General features: G+C 57.6%; 21 protein-coding genes. 19 read left to right on the plus strand and 2 right to left on the minus strand.

Annotated features, from left to right (window positions below; genetic code table 11):
• Positions 1 to 44 precede the first annotated feature (44 nt).
• Positions 45 to 329 carry a nucleotidyltransferase domain-containing protein gene (locus TAMC210_RS10155; protein WP_173298673.1) on the plus strand — a complete coding sequence of 95 codons (285 nt, stop codon included), beginning with the start codon at positions 45 to 47 and terminating at the stop codon, positions 327 to 329.
• Positions 310 to 717 carry a HEPN domain-containing protein gene (locus tag TAMC210_RS10160; protein ID WP_173298674.1) on the plus strand — a complete coding sequence of 136 codons (408 nt, stop codon included), beginning with the start codon at positions 310 to 312 and terminating at the stop codon, positions 715 to 717. The genes TAMC210_RS10155 and TAMC210_RS10160 overlap by 20 nt, the downstream gene beginning before the upstream one ends.
• Before the next feature lie 273 nt (positions 718 to 990).
• Here the strand turns inward: TAMC210_RS10160 and TAMC210_RS10165 are convergent, their stop codons facing one another.
• Complete coding sequence (locus tag TAMC210_RS10165) at positions 991 to 2,013, minus strand: DUF4351 domain-containing protein (RefSeq protein WP_173298675.1); 1,023 nt, start codon at positions 2,011 to 2,013, stop codon at positions 991 to 993.
• A gap of 686 nt (positions 2,014 to 2,699) precedes the next feature.
• Between TAMC210_RS10165 and TAMC210_RS10170 the strand changes: the two genes are divergently transcribed.
• On the plus strand, positions 2,700 to 3,044 hold the full coding sequence (locus TAMC210_RS10170; RefSeq protein ID WP_173298676.1) for a hypothetical protein: 345 nt from the start codon (positions 2,700 to 2,702) through the stop codon (positions 3,042 to 3,044).
• Positions 3,045 to 3,198: 154 nt separating this feature from the next.
• On the opposite strand, the gene TAMC210_RS10175 is transcribed toward TAMC210_RS10170, so the two are convergent.
• Positions 3,199 to 3,444, minus strand: a complete 246-nt coding sequence (locus TAMC210_RS10175) for a hypothetical protein (protein ID WP_173298677.1) — start codon at positions 3,442 to 3,444, stop codon at positions 3,199 to 3,201.
• A 275-nt stretch (positions 3,445 to 3,719) separates the two neighbouring features.
• On the opposite strand from TAMC210_RS10175, the gene TAMC210_RS10180 reads away from it, so the two are divergent.
• The 16 genes from TAMC210_RS10180 (at position 3,720) to TAMC210_RS10255 (ending at position 22,610) form a co-directional block, all read left to right on the plus strand.
• Positions 3,720 to 5,489: an S-layer homology domain-containing protein gene (locus tag TAMC210_RS10180; protein ID WP_173298678.1), complete on the plus strand. Its 1,770-nt coding sequence runs from the start codon at positions 3,720 to 3,722 to the stop codon at positions 5,487 to 5,489.
• Between the two features lie 136 nt (positions 5,490 to 5,625).
• A complete protein-coding gene (locus TAMC210_RS10185) occupies positions 5,626 to 7,968 on the plus strand; it encodes an O-antigen ligase family protein (protein ID WP_173298679.1) in 2,343 nt (780 codons plus the stop codon).
• Between the two features lie 15 nt (positions 7,969 to 7,983).
• The gene (locus TAMC210_RS10190) at positions 7,984 to 9,327 is read left to right on the plus strand and encodes a GumC family protein (protein ID WP_173298680.1); all 1,344 of its coding nucleotides are present in this window, start codon (positions 7,984 to 7,986) and stop codon (positions 9,325 to 9,327) included.
• An 18-nt stretch (positions 9,328 to 9,345) separates the two neighbouring features.
• Positions 9,346 to 10,044 (plus strand): CpsD/CapB family tyrosine-protein kinase, encoded by a 699-nt coding sequence (locus tag TAMC210_RS10195; protein ID WP_173298681.1) that lies wholly within the window; start codon positions 9,346 to 9,348, stop codon positions 10,042 to 10,044.
• Complete coding sequence (locus TAMC210_RS10200; protein WP_173298682.1) at positions 9,980 to 10,825, plus strand: tyrosine-protein phosphatase; 846 nt, start codon at positions 9,980 to 9,982, stop codon at positions 10,823 to 10,825. The genes TAMC210_RS10195 and TAMC210_RS10200 overlap by 65 nt, the downstream gene beginning before the upstream one ends.
• 45 nt (positions 10,826 to 10,870) lie before the next feature.
• Positions 10,871 to 11,719, plus strand: coding sequence for a helix-turn-helix domain-containing protein (locus TAMC210_RS10205; RefSeq protein WP_173298683.1), 849 nt, complete (start codon positions 10,871 to 10,873; stop codon positions 11,717 to 11,719).
• Between the two features lie 309 nt (positions 11,720 to 12,028).
• On the plus strand, positions 12,029 to 12,361 hold the full coding sequence (locus TAMC210_RS10210; RefSeq protein WP_173298684.1) for a LapA family protein: 333 nt from the start codon (positions 12,029 to 12,031) through the stop codon (positions 12,359 to 12,361).
• A gap of 90 nt (positions 12,362 to 12,451) precedes the next feature.
• Positions 12,452 to 13,033 carry a hypothetical protein gene (locus tag TAMC210_RS10215; protein WP_173298685.1) on the plus strand — a complete coding sequence of 194 codons (582 nt, stop codon included), beginning with the start codon at positions 12,452 to 12,454 and terminating at the stop codon, positions 13,031 to 13,033.
• 529 nt (positions 13,034 to 13,562) lie between these two features.
• Positions 13,563 to 15,308 carry an aldehyde ferredoxin oxidoreductase family protein gene (locus TAMC210_RS10220; protein WP_173298686.1) on the plus strand — a complete coding sequence of 582 codons (1,746 nt, stop codon included), beginning with the start codon at positions 13,563 to 13,565 and terminating at the stop codon, positions 15,306 to 15,308.
• Positions 15,309 to 15,403: 95 nt separating this feature from the next.
• Positions 15,404 to 15,652, plus strand: a complete 249-nt coding sequence (locus tag TAMC210_RS10225) for a MoaD/ThiS family protein (protein ID WP_173298687.1) — start codon at positions 15,404 to 15,406, stop codon at positions 15,650 to 15,652.
• A gap of 37 nt (positions 15,653 to 15,689) precedes the next feature.
• A complete protein-coding gene (locus TAMC210_RS10230) occupies positions 15,690 to 16,841 on the plus strand; it encodes a tungsten cofactor oxidoreductase radical SAM maturase (RefSeq protein WP_173298688.1) in 1,152 nt (383 codons plus the stop codon).
• Between the two features lie 303 nt (positions 16,842 to 17,144).
• Positions 17,145 to 17,906, plus strand: coding sequence for a GntR family transcriptional regulator (locus TAMC210_RS10235; protein ID WP_173298689.1), 762 nt, complete (start codon positions 17,145 to 17,147; stop codon positions 17,904 to 17,906).
• Positions 17,907 to 18,037: 131 nt separating this feature from the next.
• Positions 18,038 to 19,081, plus strand: a complete 1,044-nt coding sequence (locus TAMC210_RS10240; protein ID WP_173298690.1) for a BMP family lipoprotein — start codon at positions 18,038 to 18,040, stop codon at positions 19,079 to 19,081.
• Between the two features lie 27 nt (positions 19,082 to 19,108).
• Positions 19,109 to 20,653, plus strand: coding sequence for an ABC transporter ATP-binding protein (locus TAMC210_RS10245; protein WP_173298691.1), 1,545 nt, complete (start codon positions 19,109 to 19,111; stop codon positions 20,651 to 20,653).
• Positions 20,650 to 21,690, plus strand: a complete 1,041-nt coding sequence (locus tag TAMC210_RS10250; RefSeq protein ID WP_254388637.1) for an ABC transporter permease — start codon at positions 20,650 to 20,652, stop codon at positions 21,688 to 21,690. The genes TAMC210_RS10245 and TAMC210_RS10250 overlap by 4 nt, the downstream gene beginning before the upstream one ends.
• The gene (locus TAMC210_RS10255; RefSeq protein WP_173298693.1) at positions 21,690 to 22,610 is read left to right on the plus strand and encodes an ABC transporter permease; all 921 of its coding nucleotides are present in this window, start codon (positions 21,690 to 21,692) and stop codon (positions 22,608 to 22,610) included. Before TAMC210_RS10250 ends, TAMC210_RS10255 begins: the two co-directional genes overlap by 1 nt.
• The last annotated feature ends 43 nt before the right edge of the window (positions 22,611 to 22,653 follow it).

Genomic DNA, 22,653 nt, shown 5'->3' on the forward strand with positions numbered 1-22,653 from the left:
AACAGGCCAAATGTAAGGCCATACTGGAAGAAGAGCTTGGCCGCATGGTGAACAAGCTGCGGGAACTGGGAGCGCAAAAAATAATCCTTTTCGGCTCCTATGCCCGCGGCCGCGCGGACGTGTTCACCGATCTGGATATTATTGTAATTTTGGAGACGGGTTTGCCCTTCGTGGAGCGTACGGGTTATGTTTATAGAGAACTCGCTCCCCGCGTGCCGAGCGACATTTTAGTTTACACGCCGGAAGAATGGCAACGGATGCAGGACCGTCCCTTTATCCGACAGGCTTTAGCGGAGGGGAAAATACTCTATGAGAAGAGCACCCGCTGAAGAGGCGCGCAGGTGGCTGGATCAGGCCAGAGAAGACCTCAAGTGGGCCCGCAGGCTGGCCGAAGAAGGAGGATATCATATTGCCTGCTTTTTGTCCCAGCAAGTAGCCGAGAAAGCCCTTAAAGCGTTTCTGTATGCCCAGGGAGAAACTTTAGTTCTGGGGCATTCCGTGAGCACCTTAGGCGAAAAGGCGGCCCACTACGAGAAGAAAATAGCCGAAAAAACAGGAGTATGGTCTATTCTCGACGGCTATTATATCCCGACCCGCTACCCCAACGGGCTGCCGGACGGCATCCCGGCGCGTGTATACAACCAGAAGACCGCGCGGGAAGCTGTGGCCCTGGCGGCTCAGGTCGTTGATACAGTAGCGGAGCTGACCGGGCTGTAAAGGAGCGGCGGAGCTAGAAGGCCGGAGGCGCAAATTGGTGCGTTTGAACCGCAGCTGAAACCCATGCTCTAATTTTGAGCCGTATAGGACATGAACTGGCCCGGGAATGGATAAAAAACCTGATTTGGAAAATTGAACGTGTTAAAGAAGAGGGTGAGTCTGAGGCGGAAGGCCGCTTCTAGCTAATATCGCTAACTTGGACTAGCTTGCCTTGTTAAACAATTTAGCATAATAAAAGACCGGACAGTTAAAACCGTCCAGCCTTTGAAAGGTTCAATGTTTAAGGGCAAGGATTTTTAGCAGCTCATCCTCACTTGTTATGTCCAGTATCTTTTCCGCCAGGTCATCCAGCTCCTCGATAGACAAAGTCTTTATCTTCCCTTCCACTTCTGAAGAAACGCTGCCCAGGCGTTTTCTTAACAGCCTCATGATTATTTCCTGCCTGCCTTCCTGCCTGCCTTCCTGCCTGCCTTCTTGTCTGCCTTCTTCTCGCCCTTCCTCCCGTCCTTTTTGCCAGCCTTCCTGGCGGCCTACCTCCCAGCCTTCCCGGCGTCCTGCCTCCCAGCCTTCCTGGCGTCCCTTCAAATGCCAGGATGTGGTTATTTCCATAACCCTTTGCACCTCCTCGGGTTGAAGTTCTTCCGCCAACTTCTCTTGCAGAGCTTTTTCTTCTTCGTCGTCCAGAACCAGATAACTTTCAAAAAAGGCGGTTATCAGTTCCATCTTGGCCGGGTCCAAATGCATCCGGGTCAACAGGCGCAAAAACTCGATCTTTACCTGTACCCGTTCCCGGGGAGAATAGTTCATCTTGCTTAACAGCGCCGCCGCTACCGGGTTGTTGCTATTTATGTACTGCCGCCACGAAAGTCGCTTGAGCTGGATCTTGTAAAACTCAAACTGCAGAACCTTGAGAAAAGGAAACTCTACTTCGTGCCGGTTGGTTTCTTCTGCCTTGCTCTCATGGGCAAAAACGGCTATCGGCAGCACCTTTTTCTGGTGCTTCTCGTAAAGCCGGCTGAAATAAATGAACATGCGCCGGGCAAAGTCGGCCTGCCGGTAGGCCTGGGGCTCAATATGTACCAGGACGTACCCGTCTTCCCCTTTTACTTTGACTTCCGCCAGGATATCCACGTAGTGCTTCTCGCCAGCGGTAATATCTGTTATAATTTCCTGGCTTAAAAATCTGGTGTCCGAATAGTCGATTAAAGCATGGGCTTCAGGGAAAAAGAGTTCCATAAATTCCCGGAAAAAGGTGGTCAGTAGTTCCTTAAAAAGGCGGTCGTGATCCACGGGCATCGCCGGTTTCTCCTGTTTTTCTTTATTTTACCTGAAGAGGGCCAGGCTGAGCAAGAAGTGGTTATTTTTAGATCAGACCGCACGGGGGATAAGGAGCTGGCCGGGGCGGTCGAAAAACGTCTTTTGGGTGAATTTTTCCGCCAGGTCATCCAGCTCCTCCACGGACAAAGTCTTTATCTTGCCTTACACTTCTGAAGAAACACTGCTCAGGCGTTTCCTTAACAGAAACGGGTTATGTTTATAGAGAACTCGCTCCCCGCGTGCCGAGCGACATTCTGGTTTACACGCCGGAAGAATGGCAACGGATGCAGGACCGTCCCTTTATCCGACGGGCTTTAGCGGAGGGGAAAATACTCTATGAGAAGAGCACCCGCTGAAGAGGGGCGCAGGTGGCTGGATCAGGCCAGAGAAGAGCTGTGTCTATTAGACGGAGTGGGTACGGAGAGGGTAGGGGGGTAGTACCGGAAGAATTAAGTACAGCTTAACCGCCGGGTCGAAGCAAAGGGCTTATTTTGGGGTGATCCCACATCAGACGAAGGGCCGGAGGACAAAGTGTGCCGGCCTAAGGCCCTGCTTTTGCCTTTCCCGATGGGATACGGTGGGGCACCGCCGGGTCCCTGCCGGCTGCGAAGTTGGCCCCTTCTTTCAGCCCCTGCTAGAATGAGGGGCGAAAGGAGGTGAGCCCCATGGCCAAGGTAACGGCCCCCCTAATGTCCATGGATGCCAGCGGTACCCTGGGCAAGGCCCTCGTGTTTGCCAAATGGAAGGGGATCAATTACGCCCGGCGCTACGTTGTGCCCATGAACCCCAATACGGAGAACCAGGAGAGGGTACGCAGCTACTTTGCCCAGGCCATTGCCGGCTGGCAGGCCGAAACTCCGGAGACCAAGGCCTTGTGGAATGCAGCCGTGCGCGGCCGGCCGCTGACCGGGCTGAACTACTACCTGTCCCGCTACGTCAAATATCTTCTAGACCACGACGGCCAGGCCCCGGCTGCCCCCTTCCTGCCTCCGGGGCAGGAACAGACGTAAAGCACAGCTTAAGGGGAGGCGGCCCGCCGGGCCACCTCCCCTAAGCATATTATCCGCCGGGTGGGGAAATGCCCTCCCGGCAATGGGGCTGCTATTTGTCTTAAAGGGCTAGCTAGGAAGGGGACGTCTGCTACTTGGGGTCCTTAAGGCGAAGTTAGTTTTCCTGTCCAGTTGCGTACCCCAGCGGTGGGGGTTTGATTCCCTTAAGGCATATTTGGGCAAAGTCCAGCGTACGTTGTAAAGCAGCGGCTACCTCGTCTAGTTGAGTATCGCTCATGTCGGATACCTCCGTGTCGCCGGCCACCTCCCGTATGATTTCATCTACTTGAAAGGAGTAGTAGCCCGCTTCTTTCAGGGCCTTGCGCAGGGACTCGACGGCTTTAATTTTCTCCTTCCTCACCCGTGACGTCACTCCCGCTGCGCAGGGCCGGTCGCGCCACTTGCTCACCTCACCCCTGGCGCCCGAGGTTACGGGGAGAGGTTCATCGCTTCCCTGCCGGTGTTAAATTTTCTTACTCAAATAATTCTACGCACTCACAGGATTTTCCTTCTTTGCTCAAAAGTTGTCTTCTTCTACCATTATTTACCTTGAAGTTTACACTCAATTTGGTAAAATAACCAATAGGTGTTGCTGCCCAGGCAGCACCAGGGGGGAGAAAGGAGGTGACAAGGAGAATGAAAGCATGGTTTAACAAGACCTGGGCGGGGAACATCTGCCTGGTGGTCTTCGCAGCCCTCCTGCTCTCCTTGGTCTGCGGTCCAGGTAGTGCAGCCCTGGCAGAAGAGAACAATAAACTAATAAATGTCGAAGTTTATGATGAGGCTGAGAAGGAATATAAACTCAATCCCTCCGACGCTAATCCCGCTACAATATACGCATCCGATGAGACTCGCAAGCAATACACCATCAAGATCAAGCTACAACCCGTTACGCCCGAGGAATTCCAAAATATGTGGATGCAGCTTTCTGCCAACGGGGCTGTATATCAAACTGTGTACCTACAAAATGTTAAGGGTGCTACTTATGATGCAAAATCTGCGGTATACGAGTTGGTCTACACCTTTGTGTACCAAGACGCACCCTTCCCTAAGGGAGATTACACACTAACCTTTTATGAAGGGACCAGCCCTATAAAAACCATCTACCTGGACTTTGAGGGGCCACCGCCTAAACAAGAACCTCCCGGTGGCGGCGGGGGAGGTGGAGGAGGAGCACCTGCGCCTCCTGCGGTCGAGCCGGGCGAGCCCATCATGGCCGATGTGGAGCTCGATGCCGCGGGTAATGCCGTAGCCACGGTAGACCCGGACGTGGTGGTCCAGCAGGTCAAGGAGGCAGACGTGCAGCAAGTAACCATCGAGGTCCCCGAAAAGCCTGGCGCCAAGGCCGTGATAGTTGAGCTGCCGGGTGAAGGGATCCTCGCGGTTGCCGAAGCCGGTAAAGGGCTGCGCTTAGAAACCCAGGTGGTGGACCTTGTTCTCCCACCCGCCCTCGCCACGGCTCCCGAGGTTAAGGAGGTTTTGGAGCGGGGCGGTACCCTTAAGCTGGAGCTTCGCCCGGTGACCGGAACAGAAGCTGAGACCTTGCGCTCCCAGGTGCCTGAGGGGGCTAAGGTTGTAGGCGACATAAAGGAGCTGGCCATGAAGGTTGTCACCGCTTCCGGTTCTGAAAGGGCACTAGAGAGATTTGCCGCGCCGGTGTGGGTAACCTTCGGGTATGGTGCAGCTCAGGTTGCCAGGCCAGACAGGCTGGGAGTTTACCGGTATGATGAGGGAGACGGCGCATGGGTATACGTGGGAGGCCAGGTGAGCAGCTCTACTCGCACGGTGACCGTGGGACTGTACTCCTTCAGCAAATATGCGTTGATGGAGTACTCGCGGACCTTCACCGACATCATCGGTCACTGGGCGCAGGCGGAAATCGAGCTCATGGCTTCGCGGCACCTGGTAGCCGGCGTAGGGGACAACCGGTTTGAACCCAACCGGGCGGTGACTAGGGCTGAATTCGCAGCACTGCTGCTTCGGGCTCTGGGCATACCGGAGGTTAAGCCGGCAAGGCCGACCTTTGGTGACGTCTCACCAGGAGCGTGGTACTACGGGGCCGCTGAAACCGCGCGCCGGTACGGCCTGGTGGTGGGCTATGAAGATAACACCTTTAGGCCCTCTACCGTGATAAGCCGTCAGGAGATGGCGGCCATGCTCGTACGGGCTTTTGAGCGCGCGGGCAAGCCTCAGTCTATAACTCCGGAGGAGGAAGAAGCCGTCCTTGCCGCCTTTACCGATGCCGGGCGGATCAGCCCGTGGGCGAGGAACGCCGTAGCCCTGGCCCTTAAGGCTGGTCTGGTCGTGGGTAGGGCGGACGACGCGTTTGCTCCTCAGGAGACCGCCACGCGGGCGGAGAGCGTCACAATGCTGCGGCGCTTTATGACCACAGCCGGGCTACTATAAGCCGGGAAGCAGTACAAGTGTATGTCTACGGCGCCCCAGCCGCAGCCCTGCGGCTGGGGCTTTTTTGTTGCAGGAATCTGGTAAATGTTGTCGAATTAACCCAGTTAGTAGCTAAAAGGAGGAGCTTGAGAGCACCTTGGGTAGAAAGGCATTATACGGCACGCGCCTGCTAAACGTAAACCTTAAGCCCTTTACTGCCTTCGCTTTCCTAATATTGCTCACGGCTGCTCCTCTTTCCCGGGGCCTGTTTTTCCCCTCTGAATATCTCGTGGCCTACCAGTTGGTGGCAGTAATTTTTACCTTAGTGGCCCTGGATAGGCTAAATAGGCGTGAGGGACTGGGCCCTTTTTCTGTGCCTGATTATTTGCCCCTGGCTATGGCGGGTATGTATTTGCTTTCGCTGGTAGTTGCCGTTAATAAGAGCGGTGCAGCCAGGGAAGCCCTGGAGGCCCTTTCTCTGTGTTTGCTTTTTTGGAGCGTATCCCGGTACATTCAAGGGATCCGCGACGTGCAATTTTTCCTGAGGGCGATATTCTTATCCAGTCTGATAGTGAGCCTGGTGGGTTTAGGTGCAGCGGCAGGGCTGGTAGAGTTTCCCGGCGCTTATGAAGGGGGAGTAATACACTCTACTCTGCAGTACCGGAATGCCCTGGCCGCTTTCCTCGCAGCCTCCCAAATTGTGGGACTGTATTTGTGGTTGTTCGCCGGCAGCACCCTGGGTAGGGGTTTGCTGGGACCGGCTAACCTCATTTTAACCATCACCCTTATATTAACCCAGTCCAGGGGAGGTTGGATTCTCTACTTTCTGGCGCTGGCAGTTTGGTTTGCCGGGCTTCCCCGGGAACGCTTGGTACGAGGCTTTTACCAGGTTTCCTTCAATGCCCTGATTGCTATGGCGGCCAGCCGTTCCTTCTGGCTTAACATGGCACAGTCAAACGGCTACGGGCCCGTAAAAGTTTTAGGGTTTTATCTAGCTCTATCCTGCGCCGTTAGCCTGGCCATGGAAGTGGTCAGCCGGGGGCGGATTAGGCTGGAAATGACCCCTGTAATAAGGAATATGGTTGTTTACGGTGGAGCTATATATATTCTGGCGGTGCTGGTGATTTACCTTGTTTATGTGGCCGGGGCTGTACCGAGGGCTGCAGCCCAGTTTCTACCCGCTCCGGTAGTCCAGCGGGCTGCCACCATCAGCGGTACCGATCCCAGTTTTGTAGGGCGTATTGCCTACTACAAGGATGCTCTGGAATTAATACGCCGCCATCCCTGGCTGGGTACGGGAGGGGGAGGTTGGAACGCCCTTTATCACCGGTACCAGGAATCCCAGTATTTTTCTTCGGAAGTGCACAATCACTTCCTCCAGGTATGGGTAGAGACCGGGCCCATTGGGGCTACTGTTTTTGCACTGATATGGGTATGGGCGGTAATCTGCCTATTGAGACTTTGGAGGAGATTTCGGCGGGAAAGGGACGATTTGTGGCCGAGTGCCTGGAGTGCCAGTATAGGGGCCCTTACCCTGGGGGTCCACAGCTTTTTCGACTTCGATTTCTCGCTACCGGCTATGGGGATGGTGGCCTGGTGCCTTCTGGGCGTGCTCCGCGGTAGGGAAAGGCTGCTCCAGGGGGCCCCTTCTGAGATTCAGGGACGCCGCCTTCTCTTCCAAGGAGCGTTGAGTCTGGTTCTGGCAGGAGCCCTTTTGGGGCCGGCTTATAGTTTCTACCAGGCAGGGGTTATAGGTGCCGAGGGTGCTCGGAATATGGCTGAAGGTAATTACAGACTGGCTAAAGAGCTCTTGCTTAAGGCGGAGAGATTGGACCCCTTCTCGGCGAGTTATCCGGCAGACCTGGCTCAAGTTAACGCGGTGTTGGGCCTGGCCGGGGATGACCTCGAGGTGCTAGAAGAGTCAGTTGTTAAGGCCAAAAGGGCGGTGCGCCTCGAACCCTATAATCCCAAGGTTCGCGTGGCCCTATCCTTCGCCTATATGATCCAGGGCCTGGTTGACCAGGGAGTAGCCGAGGCCAGAGCACTAATTGATATCAATCCTTTAGATGTTACGGCCTATGAACACCTGGGCCGCACCTACATAGCCGCAGCCAGGTATTACCTGGAGCAGAGGGAAATTTATATGGCCCGCCCGTATATTCAGAAAGCCAGGCAGTTGCCAGACTTGGTTCAGGCCCGGGCGAAGCAGGTATCACCGGGCCGGTGGCAAGGTCCGCGGCTGGAAGTTACTCCAGTGATAAATCTGGTAGCCGGCCAGGCTGCTTACTTGGAAGGGCAATACCAGGAGGCTATCTCTTTACTGCAAGCAGCCAGGAAACAAGCCGCAATTGCCGCCGAGGCTATGGTGTGGGAAGCAGCAGCTTCCTTTAAGGCCGGGCAAGAAGATTTGGCCCAGAAGCTGCTAAATGAAGCCCGGGCAAAGGATGACCGGGTGGCCGAATATTACCGGCGGCTTTTGGCCTTAAAGCCCGTCAAGTGAAGGGGGAGGAACAGCATGAACGGCGAGGAAAAGGGTGCATGGGTTGACTATGAAGAGATAGATCTGCGCCGATACCTCGGTATCTTGGTCAAGTGGAAGTGGCTGGTAGCCGCCGTTACGGTGCTGGCAGTAGCTACGACTGGCATTTTAAGTTTTTTTGTGTTGCCGCCCGTGTATGAGGCGCGGGCCCTTCTTTTGGTTACCCAAGAGGAGGAGAGGCATTCTGTTTCCCCCAGTCAAGATAGCCTCGAGAGTACCATGCAGGTGGTTTCCCGCCTTCCGGAAATGACCGTGAATACTTATGCAAGCCAGATTAAGAACGAGGTGGTCTTTAGCCGGGTTATTGAGCGGCTGGGCTTGGACAAAAACCTCTACAGCCCATCCAGCCTGGCGGGTATGGTTAAGGTGCAGGCTATTAAAGATACTAATCTCATTGAGGTTCGTGTGCAGAATACCAATAGTAAGCTTGCGGCAGACATTGCCAACGCCATATGCGAGGAATTCTCCAAGTTCGTTTCGGAAAATACCAGGCAGCAGATGACCAAATCCGTTGAGTTTCTCCAGGAGCAACAAGCGGCTACCTCCAAGGATTTGGCTGCGGCTATGGAGAAACTTAAGAAGTTCCAGCAAGAGCCGCGCAGTGTGGAATACCTGACCAATGAGATGAACACCCTCCTGGATAATTTGGCCAAGTACAAGACGGAGGCAGATGCGGCGGAAATAGCAGCGGCTCAACTAGAAGCCGCCATAAGCAAGCTAGAGGTGCAGCTTGCTGAAACTCCGCCTAAGATTAAGGTCCAGGATGTTCGACCTGTGCTTGAGGATAATGGGGAAACAGCAGTACCCATAGAGCGCGAAGAGGTCAATCCTGCTTACACCGCCCTGCAGCAGGAAATTAACAATAAGAAAGCGTCCCTGGCCGAAAAGAGAGCCCAAGCCGCGGGCTTGAACTCCCTTATTGGTCAGGTGGAAAAAAGGGTAAAGGACCTCCAGATGGAGTTAACCCAGAAACGGATGGAAGAAGACAAGTTGATGGCCGAGGTAGAAAGCTTGAAGAAAGCCTATAACATCCTTTCGGAAAAGATCGTAGAGACTAAGATTGCTAAGTCGGTTAACTTAGGGGAGACAGACCTCTTGATAGCCTCTAAGGCTATGGCTCCTACGGATCCTGTTAAGCCTAAGAAGTCGTTGAATATGGCCCTAGCCCTGGTGCTGGGCCTCATCGTGGGCGTAATTCTGGCATTTGTAGCCGAACACTTCGATAATACCATCCGGACACCGGAGGACGTAGAAAGGTATCTGGGGCTTGCCGTATTGGGCAAAATTCCCCAAGTGGAGGCTTCCGAAACTAAGTCTTAAAATGGGGGAAATCCTGGCATGGCAGTATCGACGGAGCAAAAGGTTTTGGCGCCTGTTATCCGGTCCCAACCCAAGTCGCCGGTATCCGAGGCTTTTAGAACCTTGAGAACCAACATAAAGTATGCTTCGGTAGACCGGCCGTTAAAATCCATACTGTTCACCAGTCCAGCCCCTTCAGAGGGCAAATCAACGGTGACGGCTAACTTTGCCTTAACATTAGCTCAGGCAGGATATAAGGTGCTGCTGGTGGATTGCGACATGCGGAAACCGGTCCAGCACAAGATATTCAGCCTTAAGAACCACCGGGGCCTCACCAATATTTTAGTGGAAGGTAAGGCGGTTAAAGAACTGGTGAACGTGGTTGAGCCGGAAGGGTTGGAATTACTTACCACAGGCCCCATCCCCCCCAACCCAGCCGAACTTTTAGGGTCCGCCAGGATGGCCAGCCTGCTAGGGGAACTGGGCCAAAGTTACGATATGGTTATCCTGGATACACCGCCCGTAATAGCGGTTACCGATGCTGTGCTCCTGGCGCCGCAGGTGAGCGGGGTGGTATTAGTCCTTAAGGCCGGCACGACACTGGTAGAGATGGCGAGGGAGGCCAAAGAGCAGCTTGAGCGGGTTAACGCCAGGATTCTGGGAGTTGTCTTAAATGGAATTAAACGCAAGGGCAGTGGATATTACCACTACTATTACTACTATTACGGGAATGATTGATGTACATGTACATATTCTGCCCGGACTGGATGATGGGGCTTCTAGCGACGAGGAAGCCCTAAAGATGGCCAGGGCGGCCTGTAAGGGGGAAACCATGGCTGTTGTGGCCACGCCTCATTTTTTGCCGGGAAACTGGCCGGGTAAAAGCCGGGTGGTAGACCTGGTAACTGAACTCCAAGGGAAACTAGATGAACAAAAGATTGCCTTACGGGTATATCCCGGGGGTGAGGTTTATCTAGAGCCCGAGCTAGCGGAGAAAATCCAGGACGTGCCCCTTTTTGGGGGCCAAAGTAACTATCTTCTGGTAGAACTTCCCTTCGATGACCTTCCACTTTTTACAGAAGAAGTGCTTTTTCAGTTGCGCTTAAAGGATGTAGTTCCGGTTCTGGCTCATCCTGAGCGGAACCGCGTAATAGGAGAAGATTTGACCGTACTGGCTAAATGGATACAGCAGGGAGTGCTGGTACAAGTAAACGCTGGAAGCCTTACCGGGGCTTTTGGCCGCAAGGTGCAGGCGGTGGCTGAAGCCATGGTTAAGGCCAAAATGGTACATTTCGTCGGGTCAGATGGGCATTCTGCCCACCGGAGACCCCCTATCTTGACGGAAGCTAAAAGCAAGGTTGCCGGAATAGCCGGAGAAGAAGAGGCGGAGCGTTTATGTTGCCAAAATGCCGCACTTCTGCTGGCGGGAGAACAAATAGAAGTTCCCGAACCTGAATACCCGCCACGGCGAAGTACCCTTTTTTGCATCCGTCGGCTGGCAAGAATGATAAGAAATTAAGGCAGACGGGCTAAGCCTTCCCGAGGAAAAGGCGTGGTAAATGGAATGTGTGCAGGGGAGGGCAAACTCGTTGTTGCCCGGCTTACCCTGGCAGAGCTGGAACTGCAGGTAGCCCTGCTGGCCAGGGCCGGGTTAAAACGGTGGGAGATAGCGGCTTCTCTTGGTATTAAGCCGGGTACTGTTAAATCACAGCTTGAAAGAATTACCGCTAAGCTGGGCCCCGGCTGGAGGGACCGGCCGGATATCGTGTGGCCGGAGGTGGCCGAAGAAGTTCTGCAGGCCGTCAAGTGGGTGCAGGACCGGAATGAGGAAGAGGCCTATTTCCGGGGCTTTCGCGCAGCGGTGGAAGGGGGCATAGCCCCTGAGGAGGCCGGGATCCTTCGGCTACAGGGCGTCCTGTCCGCCGCGGGAAGGGCATACCTGCGCCGGGCCCGGGCCCTCCAGTGGAAGCTGCTTCTGTGGGGAGACGGCCGTATCCTGCGCGTGGGCGCAGCCGCGCGCTTTTGGATAAAGCCCGCCCTGAGCTTTCTGGTGGCCGGAAAATATATAAGGTACTTACGCGCCGACAGCGGTGAGGAGCCCTACCGGCCGTGGTGGCTGCCTTACACCGGCGGCCGCGTACGGGCGGCAAAGGCCGCTTTTTATAAAATGCCCACCGCCGCCGACCGCGATTACGTGGGTAATTACCTGGAGGACTGGATCGATAGAGAGCTGCCGGCGTACGTAACCCGCCTCCACAAGCGCATGCAGCAGCGGTGGCTCGCGTTAAGGCTCATAGCCCGCAGCGCCGGCCGAAAGGAGCCGGAACCCCCTCCTTCACCGGAAGAGCTCTTTTCAGAGGCGCAGGAGTGCTTGGGAACAGGCCGCGCCGTAATAATAGCTGCGGAAGATTAGAACCGGTGTATCGGAGGGCCCGGGGAGGAAATCCCGGGCCCTTGCTTCTTGATGGGTACTGTTGCAGGGCGCGGCCCTGCCCGGCCCGCCCGGGGTGACCTGCCGGGGCCTTACGGGCCGGGAACCGAGGGCGATTTCCGGTGGAGTGGAGCAGGAAAAAACAACCTTGGTGTCGAAAATCCCCATTATTCTTACCCAAGGGTGGAAGCCGGTTGGGATTCTGTAAGGTTTTTGGGGCCAGGGGGGAGGCGTTCCGCTCCCCGGGACGGTCTTAGGCTCACAAACAGACGCGAACGGGGGTAGTATTTCATGCAGCTTTGGGGTGTGCTGGCCCTGGTTTTTGTTTTGTTGATAGCGGTGTTCGCGGTGCAGAACGCCGTCCCGGTGGACATCCACTTTTTGATGTGGACCTTCCCCGGGGTATCGCTGGTTATTGTTATTTTCGCCTCGGCCCTGGCCGGAGCGCTCATCGTGGTGTTTCTGGGGATCCTGGGCTTTTTTAAAAACCGCCGCAAGAGGGCCAAAGAAGCCCGGGGCCAGCAGTCTGCGGTAGCGAAGACCGCCGGTGGCGGGGAAGGTGGGACGCCGGAAAAGGAAGGCGGGCATGCTGCCGGACCGGGCAAGACTGGCCCGGGCGCGTAAGTACCCCGGCAAGGGGTGGCTAAGGAACTGGGATCTTGGTACAGCCCGGCCGGAAGGGCTATAATATAAAGGGTTAGGAGGTGGCTTCCCGTGGATAGAATTAAGACCGCCCTGGAGATCGCCCTCGAAAGGGCGGCGGCCGTAAAAGTGGACCCGGAAAAGCTTTTAGAGATCGAGAACTTATCCCAGGGCAAGGTGCTGGGGGCGCGTTTCTTAAGCGACCAGGAGCTTAACTTGAAAGAGGAACTCCTCAAGATCCAGCCGGAGGTAAGGCCGCATGTCTTGAAGGGGTTAGAGGAAACCTTTTTAAACAACCTCCGCCTGCCCCGGGACGGGGACACCATGAACACCAACCGCCGGTGCATGGACGGCCTGCTCCAGATAAAGAAGAACAGGAGTCTGCTGAAGCAAGTGTTCAAGGAGATAGAAATGCTCTTCCAATATTACGCCCGGTCCCTGGAACAGGCCTACCTCAATTTGAAGGAGGACTTTGCCGTCAAGGTGGCCCAGGGCGCCCGGGCCATGAACCTGCCCATGGGCGGCCGCACCGGCATCAACGTGGAACACATGCCGGAATTCCAGGAAGAATGGCTCCGCCTCCGGGACCAGCTTGCATCCCAGTACGAGAAGGTCCTGGAAGAGAAGCGCCAGCAAATAAGGGGAATAGATTGAGCCTTTAAAGGGAGCGGTGGAGGTTTAACCTTCACCGCCTCGGCCTTTGGGGATTCGGATTTATGGACATAGTTTCAGAAGGATTTTTACTTTTTGTAGCGAATATATCCATATGAGTCTTACACTTTTGCCAAATTGTCCACCCTTTTGCTAACCAGACCAGAAAGGGAAGAGGGATAGGCTCCCGCCCGGGAAGAGCTGGAAAGGAGGGGGTGATAGTGGCCTGGGAGAGGCCTGCCTTGGCTTAAAAGGAGCAACTAAACCCAAGCGGCTGCCAAACTTCGCGAGGCCGCAGGAGCCTTGCGGCCGGCAACGGAGACAGGGGGTCGAATTTGCCGGGAAGCCCGCTTAAAGCTTTAAGGCTTTAGTGCTAGTTGGGCCCGCGAGGGAAGCCATAAGCGAGCGAAAGCCAAGCAGGCTTTGCCTCCAAAGTGGGGATAGGCCAGCGCAGACAGGAGGGGAGAGACGGCGAGATCTTAAATTTTTTAAAGTTTGTTTAATACGGAAGAAAGTGGGGGTTGTGAACAACATGGCCTACATCGTCCGGGTCAACATGACCGAGGGCACCGTAAAATTCGAGGAAGTACCGGCCAAGTACCGTACTCTCGGCGGACGGGCGCTCACCTCCCGTATAGTTTACGACGAAGTGCCGGCTACGTGCCATCCCCTGGGGCCTAACAATAAGGTGGTCTTCGCCCCCGGCATAGTAACGGGCACCTCCGCCCCGTCCTCGGGCCGCATATCGGTGGGAGGAAAGTCACCCTTAACCGGCGGTATTAAGGAGGCCAACGCCGGAACGCCGGCGGCCCAGAGCCTGGCCAAGATGGGCGTCAAAGCCATCATAGTAGAAGGCCGGCCGCGGGAGAAGGGCCAGTTCTTCCTTTTACGGCTAAACAAGGACGGCGGCAGCCTGGAGCCGGCGGGGGATCTGGTGGGCCTGGGGCTTTACGATTTCGCCCGGCGCGTAAAAGAGAGGTACGGAGACGTGGATTTCGCGGTCACCGGTCCCGCGGGGGAGAGGTTTCTTTCCATGGCCGGTGTATGCTTCAACGATAAGGACGACCGTCCCAGCCGCTATGCCGGCCGCGGGGGACTGGGGGCAGTAATGGGTGCCAAGGGCCTGAAGGGTATAGTCATAGACTCCTCCGGGGCACCGGGGGTCCAGGTGGCCGATCCGGACCTTTTCAAGGCGGGCCAGCGCAAGCTGGTGGAGGCCTTGAGGGAACACGGAGTCACCAAACCGGGCGGTACCCTCAATGCTTACGGCACGGCCGCCCTTATCAATGTTTTGAATGAAGCCGGCGGACTTCCCACGCGCAATTTCAGCGCCGGCAGATTTGAAGGAGCAGGCAAGATTGCCGGCGAGACGATAGCGGAGATCATCTCCCGGAGGAAAGGCCAGGGCGCCACTGGGCACGCCTGCCACCCGGGCTGCATCATCCAGTGCAGCAATATATGGGCCCGGCCGGACGGCTCAGAGCACGTGTCTTGCCTGGAATACGAGTCGGTATGGGCCCTGGGGGCCAACTGCGGGATAGATGATATAGACGCCGTAGCGGAACTGATATGGATCTGCAACGATACCGGCCTGGACACCATTGAAGCCGGGGTCACCCTGGGGGTGGCCATGGAGGCCGGGCTCATAAAGTTCGGAGATGCCCAGGGGGCCATAAACCTCCTGAAGGAATGCGCTAAGGGTACTCCCCTGGGGTACATAATAGGCCACGGCGCCGCCTTTACCGGTCGGGCCTTCGGCGTTACCCGCGTTCCCGCCGTAAAGGGCCAGGGCATGCCGGCCTATGAGCCCCGGGCGGTCAAAGGAATCGGCATAACCTATATGACCTCCACCATGGGCGCGGACCACACCGCGGGCTACACCATAGCGCCGGAGATTCTATCCGTAGGGGGCAAGGCGGACCCGCTGTCCCCGGTGGGCAAGGCCGAGATGTCCCGGGACTTCCAGGCCACTACCGCCTTTATAGACAGCTCGGGCTACTGCCTGTTCACCACCTTTGCTCTCCTGGATATTCCCACCGGGATGGAAGGCATGGTGGAAACGGTAAACGGAGTGCTGGGCACCGCATGGACCACCGAGGATGTGGTAAGGGTGGGTAAAGACATCCTCAAACAGGAGCGGAGCTTTAACGAAGCCGCGGGCCTGGGCAAGGCCCATGACCGCCCGCCGGAGTTCATGCGCTACGAGCCCCTGCCTCCCCATAACAGTGTCTACGACGTACCCGATGAGGAACTGGATAAGGTGTTCGGGGAGATGTAGGGATACGGGCCGCGGCCAGTGTCGCCGGAGAAAGGGAGCGGGCGGGGCTGCTCGGGGCGGTCCCGCCCCTTTTAGCATGTGGGAGGGAAGAGGCGGTGAGCACGTTGAAGGTTGACGTACGCCTGTATGCCACTTTGAGCAAATACAGCCCTGCCGGAGGGGAGTCGCGCTCCTTTACCATGGAAGTCGAGCGGGGTACCACTTTGGCCCAATTGTATGAAATACTGCGGATACCCCCGGGAGAAATAAAGCAGGCCTTTATCAACGGCCGCAGGGTAGAGGAAGATTACGTGTTGCAGGACAAGGATGAAATCGGGGTGTTCCCCCCGGTAGCCGGGGGATAGCCTAAGAGGGTGCTCATCAAGAAATGGAGGTGCTGTTTTGAACCCGCGGCCGGGGGTCCGGGAAGAGATCGAAGGCGCCAGCATAATATACCGGGCCCTGCCCGATCTCCGGCGCCTTTACGTAGAAGCTACGAACCGGTGTGATGCGGGCTGCATCATGTGCGTGCGGCGCACCTGGGGGGAATCCGAGGGTGATTTGGGTTTCGAGCTGTTCCGGGCCCTCATGGAGGAGGTGCCCCGGTTCCCCCGGTGGGAATGGCTCTGCTTCGGCGGTTTCGGGGAACCCCTTCTCCACCCCCGGCTGCCGGACATGGTAAGTCTGGCCCGAAGGGCCGGCTTGAGGATAAAGATTTCCACCAATGGCCGGTACCTGTCCGCCCTGGCGCCGGAGCTGGTGAGGCGGGGAGTAGAGGAAGTAATAGTTTCCTGCGACAGTTCCCGGGAAGAGGGTTATGCTTCCCTGCGGGGCGGCTCCCTGGCGCAGTTGGAAGAAGGCATCCGGGCCCTGAACAGGGCCAAGGAACGGCATGGGAGCCCCTATCCCCGGCTGGTGGTAGAGTTCGTGGCCATGAGGAGCAACCTGGAGGAACTCAAAGAGCTCCCGGCGCTGGCCGCGCGCTGGGGGGCTATGGCCCTGCTGGTAACTAACCTCCTTCCTTACAGCGAGGGGCTTAAGGAAGAGATCCTCTACTCCTGCGCCCATGTCCGCCAGGTGCGCCAAGCCGGGGGATTTTCGCCGGAGGAACCGGCGGACATAGCCTCGACCGTATGGGAAGCGGCGGCCGCGAAGTGGTTCACCTGGGGAACGGCGAAGCTCCCGCGGATGGTGTGGGGCGCCTCCCGCCACTGCCGCTTTATAGATTCTTACTCCGCCGTAGTTACCTGGGAGGGCGACGTGGTGCCCTGCTATGCTCTGTCCCATTCCTACTCCTGCTATGTCTTCGGCCGACGGAAGGAAGTGAAGAAGTACTCCTTCGGCAATCTCCGGCAGCAGGACCTCTACGCCATCTGGACCTCCGAGGAATATGTGCGGTTCCGCGGAAGGGTGAGGCTGTTCCGGTTTCCCTCCTGTGTGGACTGCGAGCTGGCCTACACCTGCGATTACCCGGCGGCCAACGAAGACTGTTGGGGCAATTCCCCTTCTTGTGCCGACTGCCTGTGGGCCCAGGATATGATTAAGTGTCCGTGACGGGCGTGGCGTCGGCATAGCATGAACTAAAGGTGGCCGCAAGCTAGTAGGGCCGCCCTCCTCGCCTACATCGTGCATGCTGCAGAGCCAGAGAGAAACACCACTCCCTTACTTTCCAGCAAGAGGCTGTGCAAGTCCCTTATCCAAACAGCATAAAGCGCCTTCTCGTGAACTCCTGTACCCTCCAAGGGCAGGGGTTTTTTATTGCCTTGCCAAAAATTAATCGCCTTTTCTCGGGAGGAATTTGGCGAAGAGTGTCGAAATAAGTAGTCAAATAATCTAATCCTCTGAGGATCTGTGCCTATGAGCAATGTGGTGAACCCCCGCAGGGTGAAAAAGTTGACAGCGGTGCAGGAGGCCCTGGAGATCCTGCGCGAGATGATCGCATCGGCGGAAATCGAGGAGGCCGGGCGGCTGCCGGCGGAGGATGAGCTGGCGGCCCGCCTGGGCATCAGCCGGCTGACCGTGAGGGAGGCCCTGGCGGTGCTGGAACGGGAAGGGGTTATCGCCCGGGTTCAGGGACGGGGCACCCTGGTCAATCGTTTTGCCCGGCGGCTGACGGGCCGGATCGATTCGGCCCGGGAGATCGGTAAGTTCATCGAGGAAAACGGGTACCGGGCATCCACGGACCGGGTGAAAGGCCGGTGGCAGCCGGCCGCACCGCCGGAAGCGGCCAAACTGGAGATAGAGCCGGGAGAAGAGGTGCTGGTGGTGGAAAAGCGCTTCCTGGCGGACGGGAAGCCGGCGGCCTTTTGTGTCGACCGCGTTCCCAGGAGGCGTTTTAGTCGCTTCGATTTTGATATCCCGGATCTGGCCAAGGCCGTTTTCCCTCTGGTGGAACGCCTCTGCAACTGTTATCTTACCCACGATGTAGTGGAAATCATACCGGCGGTGGCCGAGGGACGGCTGGCCGAAGCCCTGCAGGTGGGGCCGGGCACGCCTATCTTAAGGCTGGATGTGGTGGTGTATGCGTCCGAGGGGTACCCGGTCATGTACAATACCGAGTACTACCTGGACCACTTTGTACGCTTCACCCTGTGCCGCATAGCGGCTTACATGACCTGACCGCCCTTTGGCGGCCGGGCCCCGGCGGTGGGAAAGGTGGTGATGCCCAGAGGGGAAGACCGTTAGGCCGGACGTGTTGGGGATGAAGGTTTTTTCAAGCTGTACAACTTAGAATTGGAGGTTGAAGGCTCATGTTTAAGAAGGTTGGGACTATCCTCCTGGTGGCGCTCATGATGTTCGTTCTCGCCTCCTGTGGCGGCAACGGGCAGGGCGCCAGCGGGGAATCCGGTTCCCCGGCGGCAGGCGAGGGTCAGCCCCTTAAGGTGGGCCTGTTGACCGGGGTGGCCGGGCTGGGCGACAAGTCCTTTAACGACCTGGCCTATGAAGGTGCTAAGAAGGCTGAGGCCGAGTTGAACATCCAGCTGAAGGTGGTAGAGCCGCCCGATCTAGCTTCCACGGAGGGCCTGCTGAGGGACCTGGCCCGAGCCGGCAACGATCTGGTAATCGGCGTGGGCTTTGATATGGCCGAGCCCATGGCCAAGGTGGCGGCCGAATTTCCCGATACGAAGTTCGCCATTGTGGACGCTACGGTGGACCAGCCCAATGTGGCCTCGCTGGTCTTTAAGGAGCACGAGGGTTCTTTCCTCGTCGGGGCCCTGGCCGGCATGATGACGGAGACCAACAAAGTAGGGGCCATTCCGGCCATGGATATACCCTTCTTGAACCGGTTTACCGCGGCTTACGAACAAGGCGCCAAGTATGTCAACCCCAAGGTAGAAGTAATAGTCCAGCCCATAGGCTCGGACTTCAGCGCCTTTAACGACCCCGCGAAGGCCAAGAGCATCGCCCTGGCTATGTACAATCAGGGGGTGGACATCATTTACCACGCGGCCGGAGGGTCGGGAGCGGGCCTCTTCGAAGCGGCTAAGGAGGCCAAGAAATACGCCATCGGGTGCAATTCCGATCAGGACTATATGGCCGAGGGCCTGGTCCTTACCTCTATGATGAAGAGGGTGGATGTGGCGGTCTACAACACCATTAAAGAGGCGGCCGAGGGCAACTTCCAGGGCGGCGAGAAGGTCTACGGGGTGGCCAACGGCGGCATTGGTGTGAGCGAAATGAAGTATACCAAGGACCTCATCGGCCCTGAGAAGCTCCGGAAGCTGGAAGAGCTCAAGCAGGGCATTATCGACGGCACCATTGAGGTTGTAGACGTGCTGCAGTCTGCCCAGTGAGCATGGGTTACCGGATGGTGAAGGACCGTGCAGGAGTACGCTCTGGTAATACAGGGCTTGAAAAAATACTTCGGAAGTGTAAAGGCCAACGACGGCATAGACCTTAAAGTCAAGGCGGGTACCATCCATGCTTTGGTGGGAGAGAACGGCGCCGGGAAGTCGACGCTGGTAAAATGCCTTTTTGGCCTTCACCAGCCGGACGCGGGCGAGATTTACGTGTGGGGGGAGCGGGTTTCCTTCCGCTCTCCCCAGCACGCCCTGGCCAAGGGCATCGGTATGGTCCACCAGCATTTCATGCTGGCCGAGGCCTTGACGGTACTGGAGAACGTTATTCTAGGGGCCGAACCGGGTCGGGGAGGCTGGCTGAGCTACGCGCGGAGCATGGAGATAGTGGAAGGGTTGTGCTCCCGTTACGGTTTCGACCTGGACCTGTCCGCCGAGGTAAGCACCCTCCCGGTAGGTGTGCAGCAGAGGATCGAGATCTTGAAGGTCCTCTACCGGGGGGCCCGGTTGATCATTCTGGACGAGCCCACGGCGGTGCTGACCCCCGGGGAAACGGAGCGCTTGTTCGATATTCTGCGCGAGTTTAAGGAGGACGGCCGGACGGTCATCTTTATCACCCATAAACTGGCAGAAGTTATGGCCGTGGCGGATGAGGTTACGGTTATAAGGGACGGGAAGACGGTGGGATCCTGGCCCGTGAGCCAGGTAGACGAGAGGACCCTGGCCCGGGCCATGGTAGGCCGCGAGGTGGTCCTGGAGGTGGACAAGGAGCCCGCCCGGCTGGGAGAGGAAGTCCTGGCGGTAGAGGGCCTGCGGGTTCCGGGGGTGGACGACGACCAGGCTTTGGAGGGCGTGTCCTTCAGCATCAGGGCCGGAGAGGTTCTGGGCATCGTGGGCGTGGCGGGAAACGGCCAGGAGGCCCTGGTGGAGGGCATTATGGGTTTGCGGCCGGTAGTGGGAGGAGAGGTCCGGTTTCTGGGGCGCAGTATTGCCCATTTAGGACCGGCCGCCATGCGGGAAATGGGGATAAGCTGTATTCCCGGGGACCGGCTGCGGGAGGGGCTGGTGAGGGAATTCAGCGTTAAGGCCAATTCCATCCTCGGCCTGCACCACCGGCCCCGGGTGTGCCGCGGGCCCTTCTTCTCGCCCGGCAAGATCGCATCTACGGCGGAGGAGATAGTCAAGGCCTTTAAGGTGAAGGTGCCCTCCCTGGAGGCCCCTATTACGCAGCTCTCGGGGGGCAACCAGCAGAAGCTTATAATCGGCAGGGAGCTTTATTCTTCTCCCCGCTTGATTATCGCCGTCCAGCCTACCCGGGGTGTTGATGTGGGCGCCATTGAATTCATCTATGAGATGCTTCTGGAGCGTCGGCGGCAGGGGGCGGCCATCCTCCTGGTGTCCAACGAGCTGGAAGAGGTGCTGTCCCTTTCCGACCGGATCGCCGTCCTCTACCGGGGAAGGTTCATGGCTACCGGCCGTCCCTCGGATTTTACGCGAGAAGAAATCGGCCTCATGATGGCCGGTTTTTCACCCCACCAAAGGGAGGGTGAAGCCCAGTGGACAGGATGAAGCGGACCCTGGGGGTCGAAGTTTTATCTTCGCTGCTGGCGGTGGCAGCCGCCCTGGCCGTGGGCGCAGGTATAATAGGCGCCATAGGGCAAAATCCCCTGGCCGCCTACGGCGCCATGTTTAAAGGGGCCTTCGGCGACGTACCGGCGTGGGCCGACACCCTGCAGAGGGCCACGCCCTATATCTTCGGCGGCCTGGGTTTCGCCATAGCCGCCCAGGCGGGATTGTTCAACATCGGCCTGGAGGGCCAGATGTACCTGGGAGGCATGGTGGCGGCCATCATCGGCTTCAGTTTGCCGGGCCTGCCCGCCGGGCTACATGTGGCGGCGGCCCTGGCCGGCGCCGCGGCCGGGGGGCTGCTGATGGCCCTCATCCCCGGGTTGCTTAAGGTGAGGGCCGGGGTACACGAGGTCATCTCTACGGTCATGCTCAATTACGTGGCCTATGCCGCGACGGGTTATCTCACGGTGCACGTCTTTCACGAGCCCGGGGTGGTGGCCCAGACCTTTAAGGTGGCGCCGACAGCCGTGTTGTGGCCCCTGTTGCCACCCTCCAAGCTGAACGCGGGCTTTATCCTGGGAGTTATAATGGCCTTCCTTTTGTGGATTTTCCTGTTTTATACTCCCTGGGGTTATGACTTGAGGGTGACCGGTTTAAACCGGCGGGCGGCCAGGTATGCCGGCATCCGCAGCACGAGGGTGGTGATGGCCGCCATACTGGCCAGCGGCGCCATCGGGGGGCTCATGGGAGCGGAGAGGATCTTGGGCGTATATCAGAGGTTTATCCACGCCTTTTCCCCGGGCTACGGGTTTACGGCCATCGCGGTGGCCCTCCTGGGGCAAAATCACCCCTTGGGCATCCTGCCGGCGGCCATTTTGTTCGGGGCTTTGGAGGCGGGGAGTTCTTCCATGTCCCTACAGGTTGATGTGCCCCGGGAACTGGGGATGATGCTCCAGGCTATAATCATTGTTTTTGTGGCCGCCCAGGCCTTTATTAAAAACCGGCTGAGCACCCTCCTGAAAAGGGGTGAGGGATAATGGGTGATTTTGTGTCGGTCGGTATTCTCCAGGCAACCCTGGCCATAGCCACGCCCCTCTTTATCGGGGCCCTGGGGGGCCTGTTTTGTGAACGGGTCGGGGTAATCAACGTGGGCCTGGACGGCATTATGCTGGCCGGGGCCTTTGTGGCGGCCGTGACTTCTTATTTCACCCAATCGGCCTGGCTGGGTGTGGCGGCGGCCCTGGTCGTCGGCGCGTGTCTTGGCCTCCTCCATGCGGGTATCTGCGTGGGCTTTAAGGCCGACCACGTGGTTAGCGGGGTGGCCATCAATATTTTGAGTACCAGCGCCACGGTGTTCCTGCTCCAGTTTCTCTTCGGCAACAAGGGCCAGTCGCCGTCCTGCCCTAAGATAGGCTCCCTCGGCGGGCCCTGGGCCGAGGTCCCGGTGGTGGGGCCTATCCTGGAGAATATGAGCTATTTGACCATCGTAGGGCTGCTTCTGGTGGTGGCGGGGCACGTCTTGCTGTACCACACGAAGATGGGCCTGCGCCTGCGGTCGGTGGGAGAGAATCCCTATGCGGCCCAGTCCCTGGGCCTTCCCGTGGTCGGCTATATGTACGGCAGTGTCATAGTGGGCTGTGCTCTGGCCGGGCTGGCCGGCTCCTTCCTCTCCGTAGGGATGCTGAACGTGTTCACCAAAAACATGACCGCCGGCCGGGGCTTTATAGCCCTGGCGGCCATGATTTTCGGTCGTTGGACGCCTTTCGGCGCCCTGCTGGCTTCGCTGTTTTTCGGTTATGTGATGGCGTGGCAGATCAATGCCCAGGGCTGGCAGGTGCCGGCACAGTTCGTAGAGGCCATACCTTATCTGGCCACGCTGCTGGTTCTGGCCTTCGTGTCCAAGCGGGTGAGGGGACCCGCCCATGCCGGAAAGGCCTACGTGCGGAGCGAACTGTGAGGATGCGGGGTAAGCCCTTTGAGGGCGGCCTGCCGGAAACCCC

It is taken from the genome of Thermanaeromonas sp. C210, assembly GCF_013167955.1.
In the GTDB taxonomy this organism is placed as follows: Bacteria; Bacillota; DSM-521; order Neomoorellales; family Neomoorellaceae; genus UBA12545.

Coding starts and splice junctions, on each gene's coding strand:
- TAMC210_RS10155 (WP_173298673.1), top strand. CDS start 45: ATGGTGAACAAGCTGCGGGAACTGGGAGCGCAAAAAATAATCCTTTTC.
- TAMC210_RS10160 (WP_173298674.1), top strand. CDS start 310: ATGAGAAGAGCACCCGCTGAAGAGGCGCGCAGGTGGCTGGATCAGGCC.
- TAMC210_RS10165 (WP_173298675.1), bottom strand. CDS start 2,013: ATGCCCGTGGATCACGACCGCCTTTTTAAGGAACTACTGACCACCTTT.
- TAMC210_RS10170 (WP_173298676.1), top strand. CDS start 2,700: ATGGCCAAGGTAACGGCCCCCCTAATGTCCATGGATGCCAGCGGTACC.
- TAMC210_RS10180 (WP_173298678.1), top strand. CDS start 3,720: ATGAAAGCATGGTTTAACAAGACCTGGGCGGGGAACATCTGCCTGGTG.
- TAMC210_RS10190 (WP_173298680.1), top strand. CDS start 7,984: ATGAACGGCGAGGAAAAGGGTGCATGGGTTGACTATGAAGAGATAGAT.
- TAMC210_RS10195 (WP_173298681.1), top strand. CDS start 9,346: ATGGCAGTATCGACGGAGCAAAAGGTTTTGGCGCCTGTTATCCGGTCC.
- TAMC210_RS10200 (WP_173298682.1), top strand. CDS start 9,980: ATGGAATTAAACGCAAGGGCAGTGGATATTACCACTACTATTACTACT.
- TAMC210_RS10205 (WP_173298683.1), top strand. CDS start 10,871: ATGTGTGCAGGGGAGGGCAAACTCGTTGTTGCCCGGCTTACCCTGGCA.
- TAMC210_RS10210 (WP_173298684.1), top strand. CDS start 12,029: ATGCAGCTTTGGGGTGTGCTGGCCCTGGTTTTTGTTTTGTTGATAGCG.
- TAMC210_RS10220 (WP_173298686.1), top strand. CDS start 13,563: ATGGCCTACATCGTCCGGGTCAACATGACCGAGGGCACCGTAAAATTC.
- TAMC210_RS10235 (WP_173298689.1), top strand. CDS start 17,145: ATGAGCAATGTGGTGAACCCCCGCAGGGTGAAAAAGTTGACAGCGGTG.
- TAMC210_RS10240 (WP_173298690.1), top strand. CDS start 18,038: ATGTTTAAGAAGGTTGGGACTATCCTCCTGGTGGCGCTCATGATGTTC.
- TAMC210_RS10250 (WP_254388637.1), top strand. CDS start 20,650: ATGAAGCGGACCCTGGGGGTCGAAGTTTTATCTTCGCTGCTGGCGGTG.
- TAMC210_RS10255 (WP_173298693.1), top strand. CDS start 21,690: ATGGGTGATTTTGTGTCGGTCGGTATTCTCCAGGCAACCCTGGCCATA.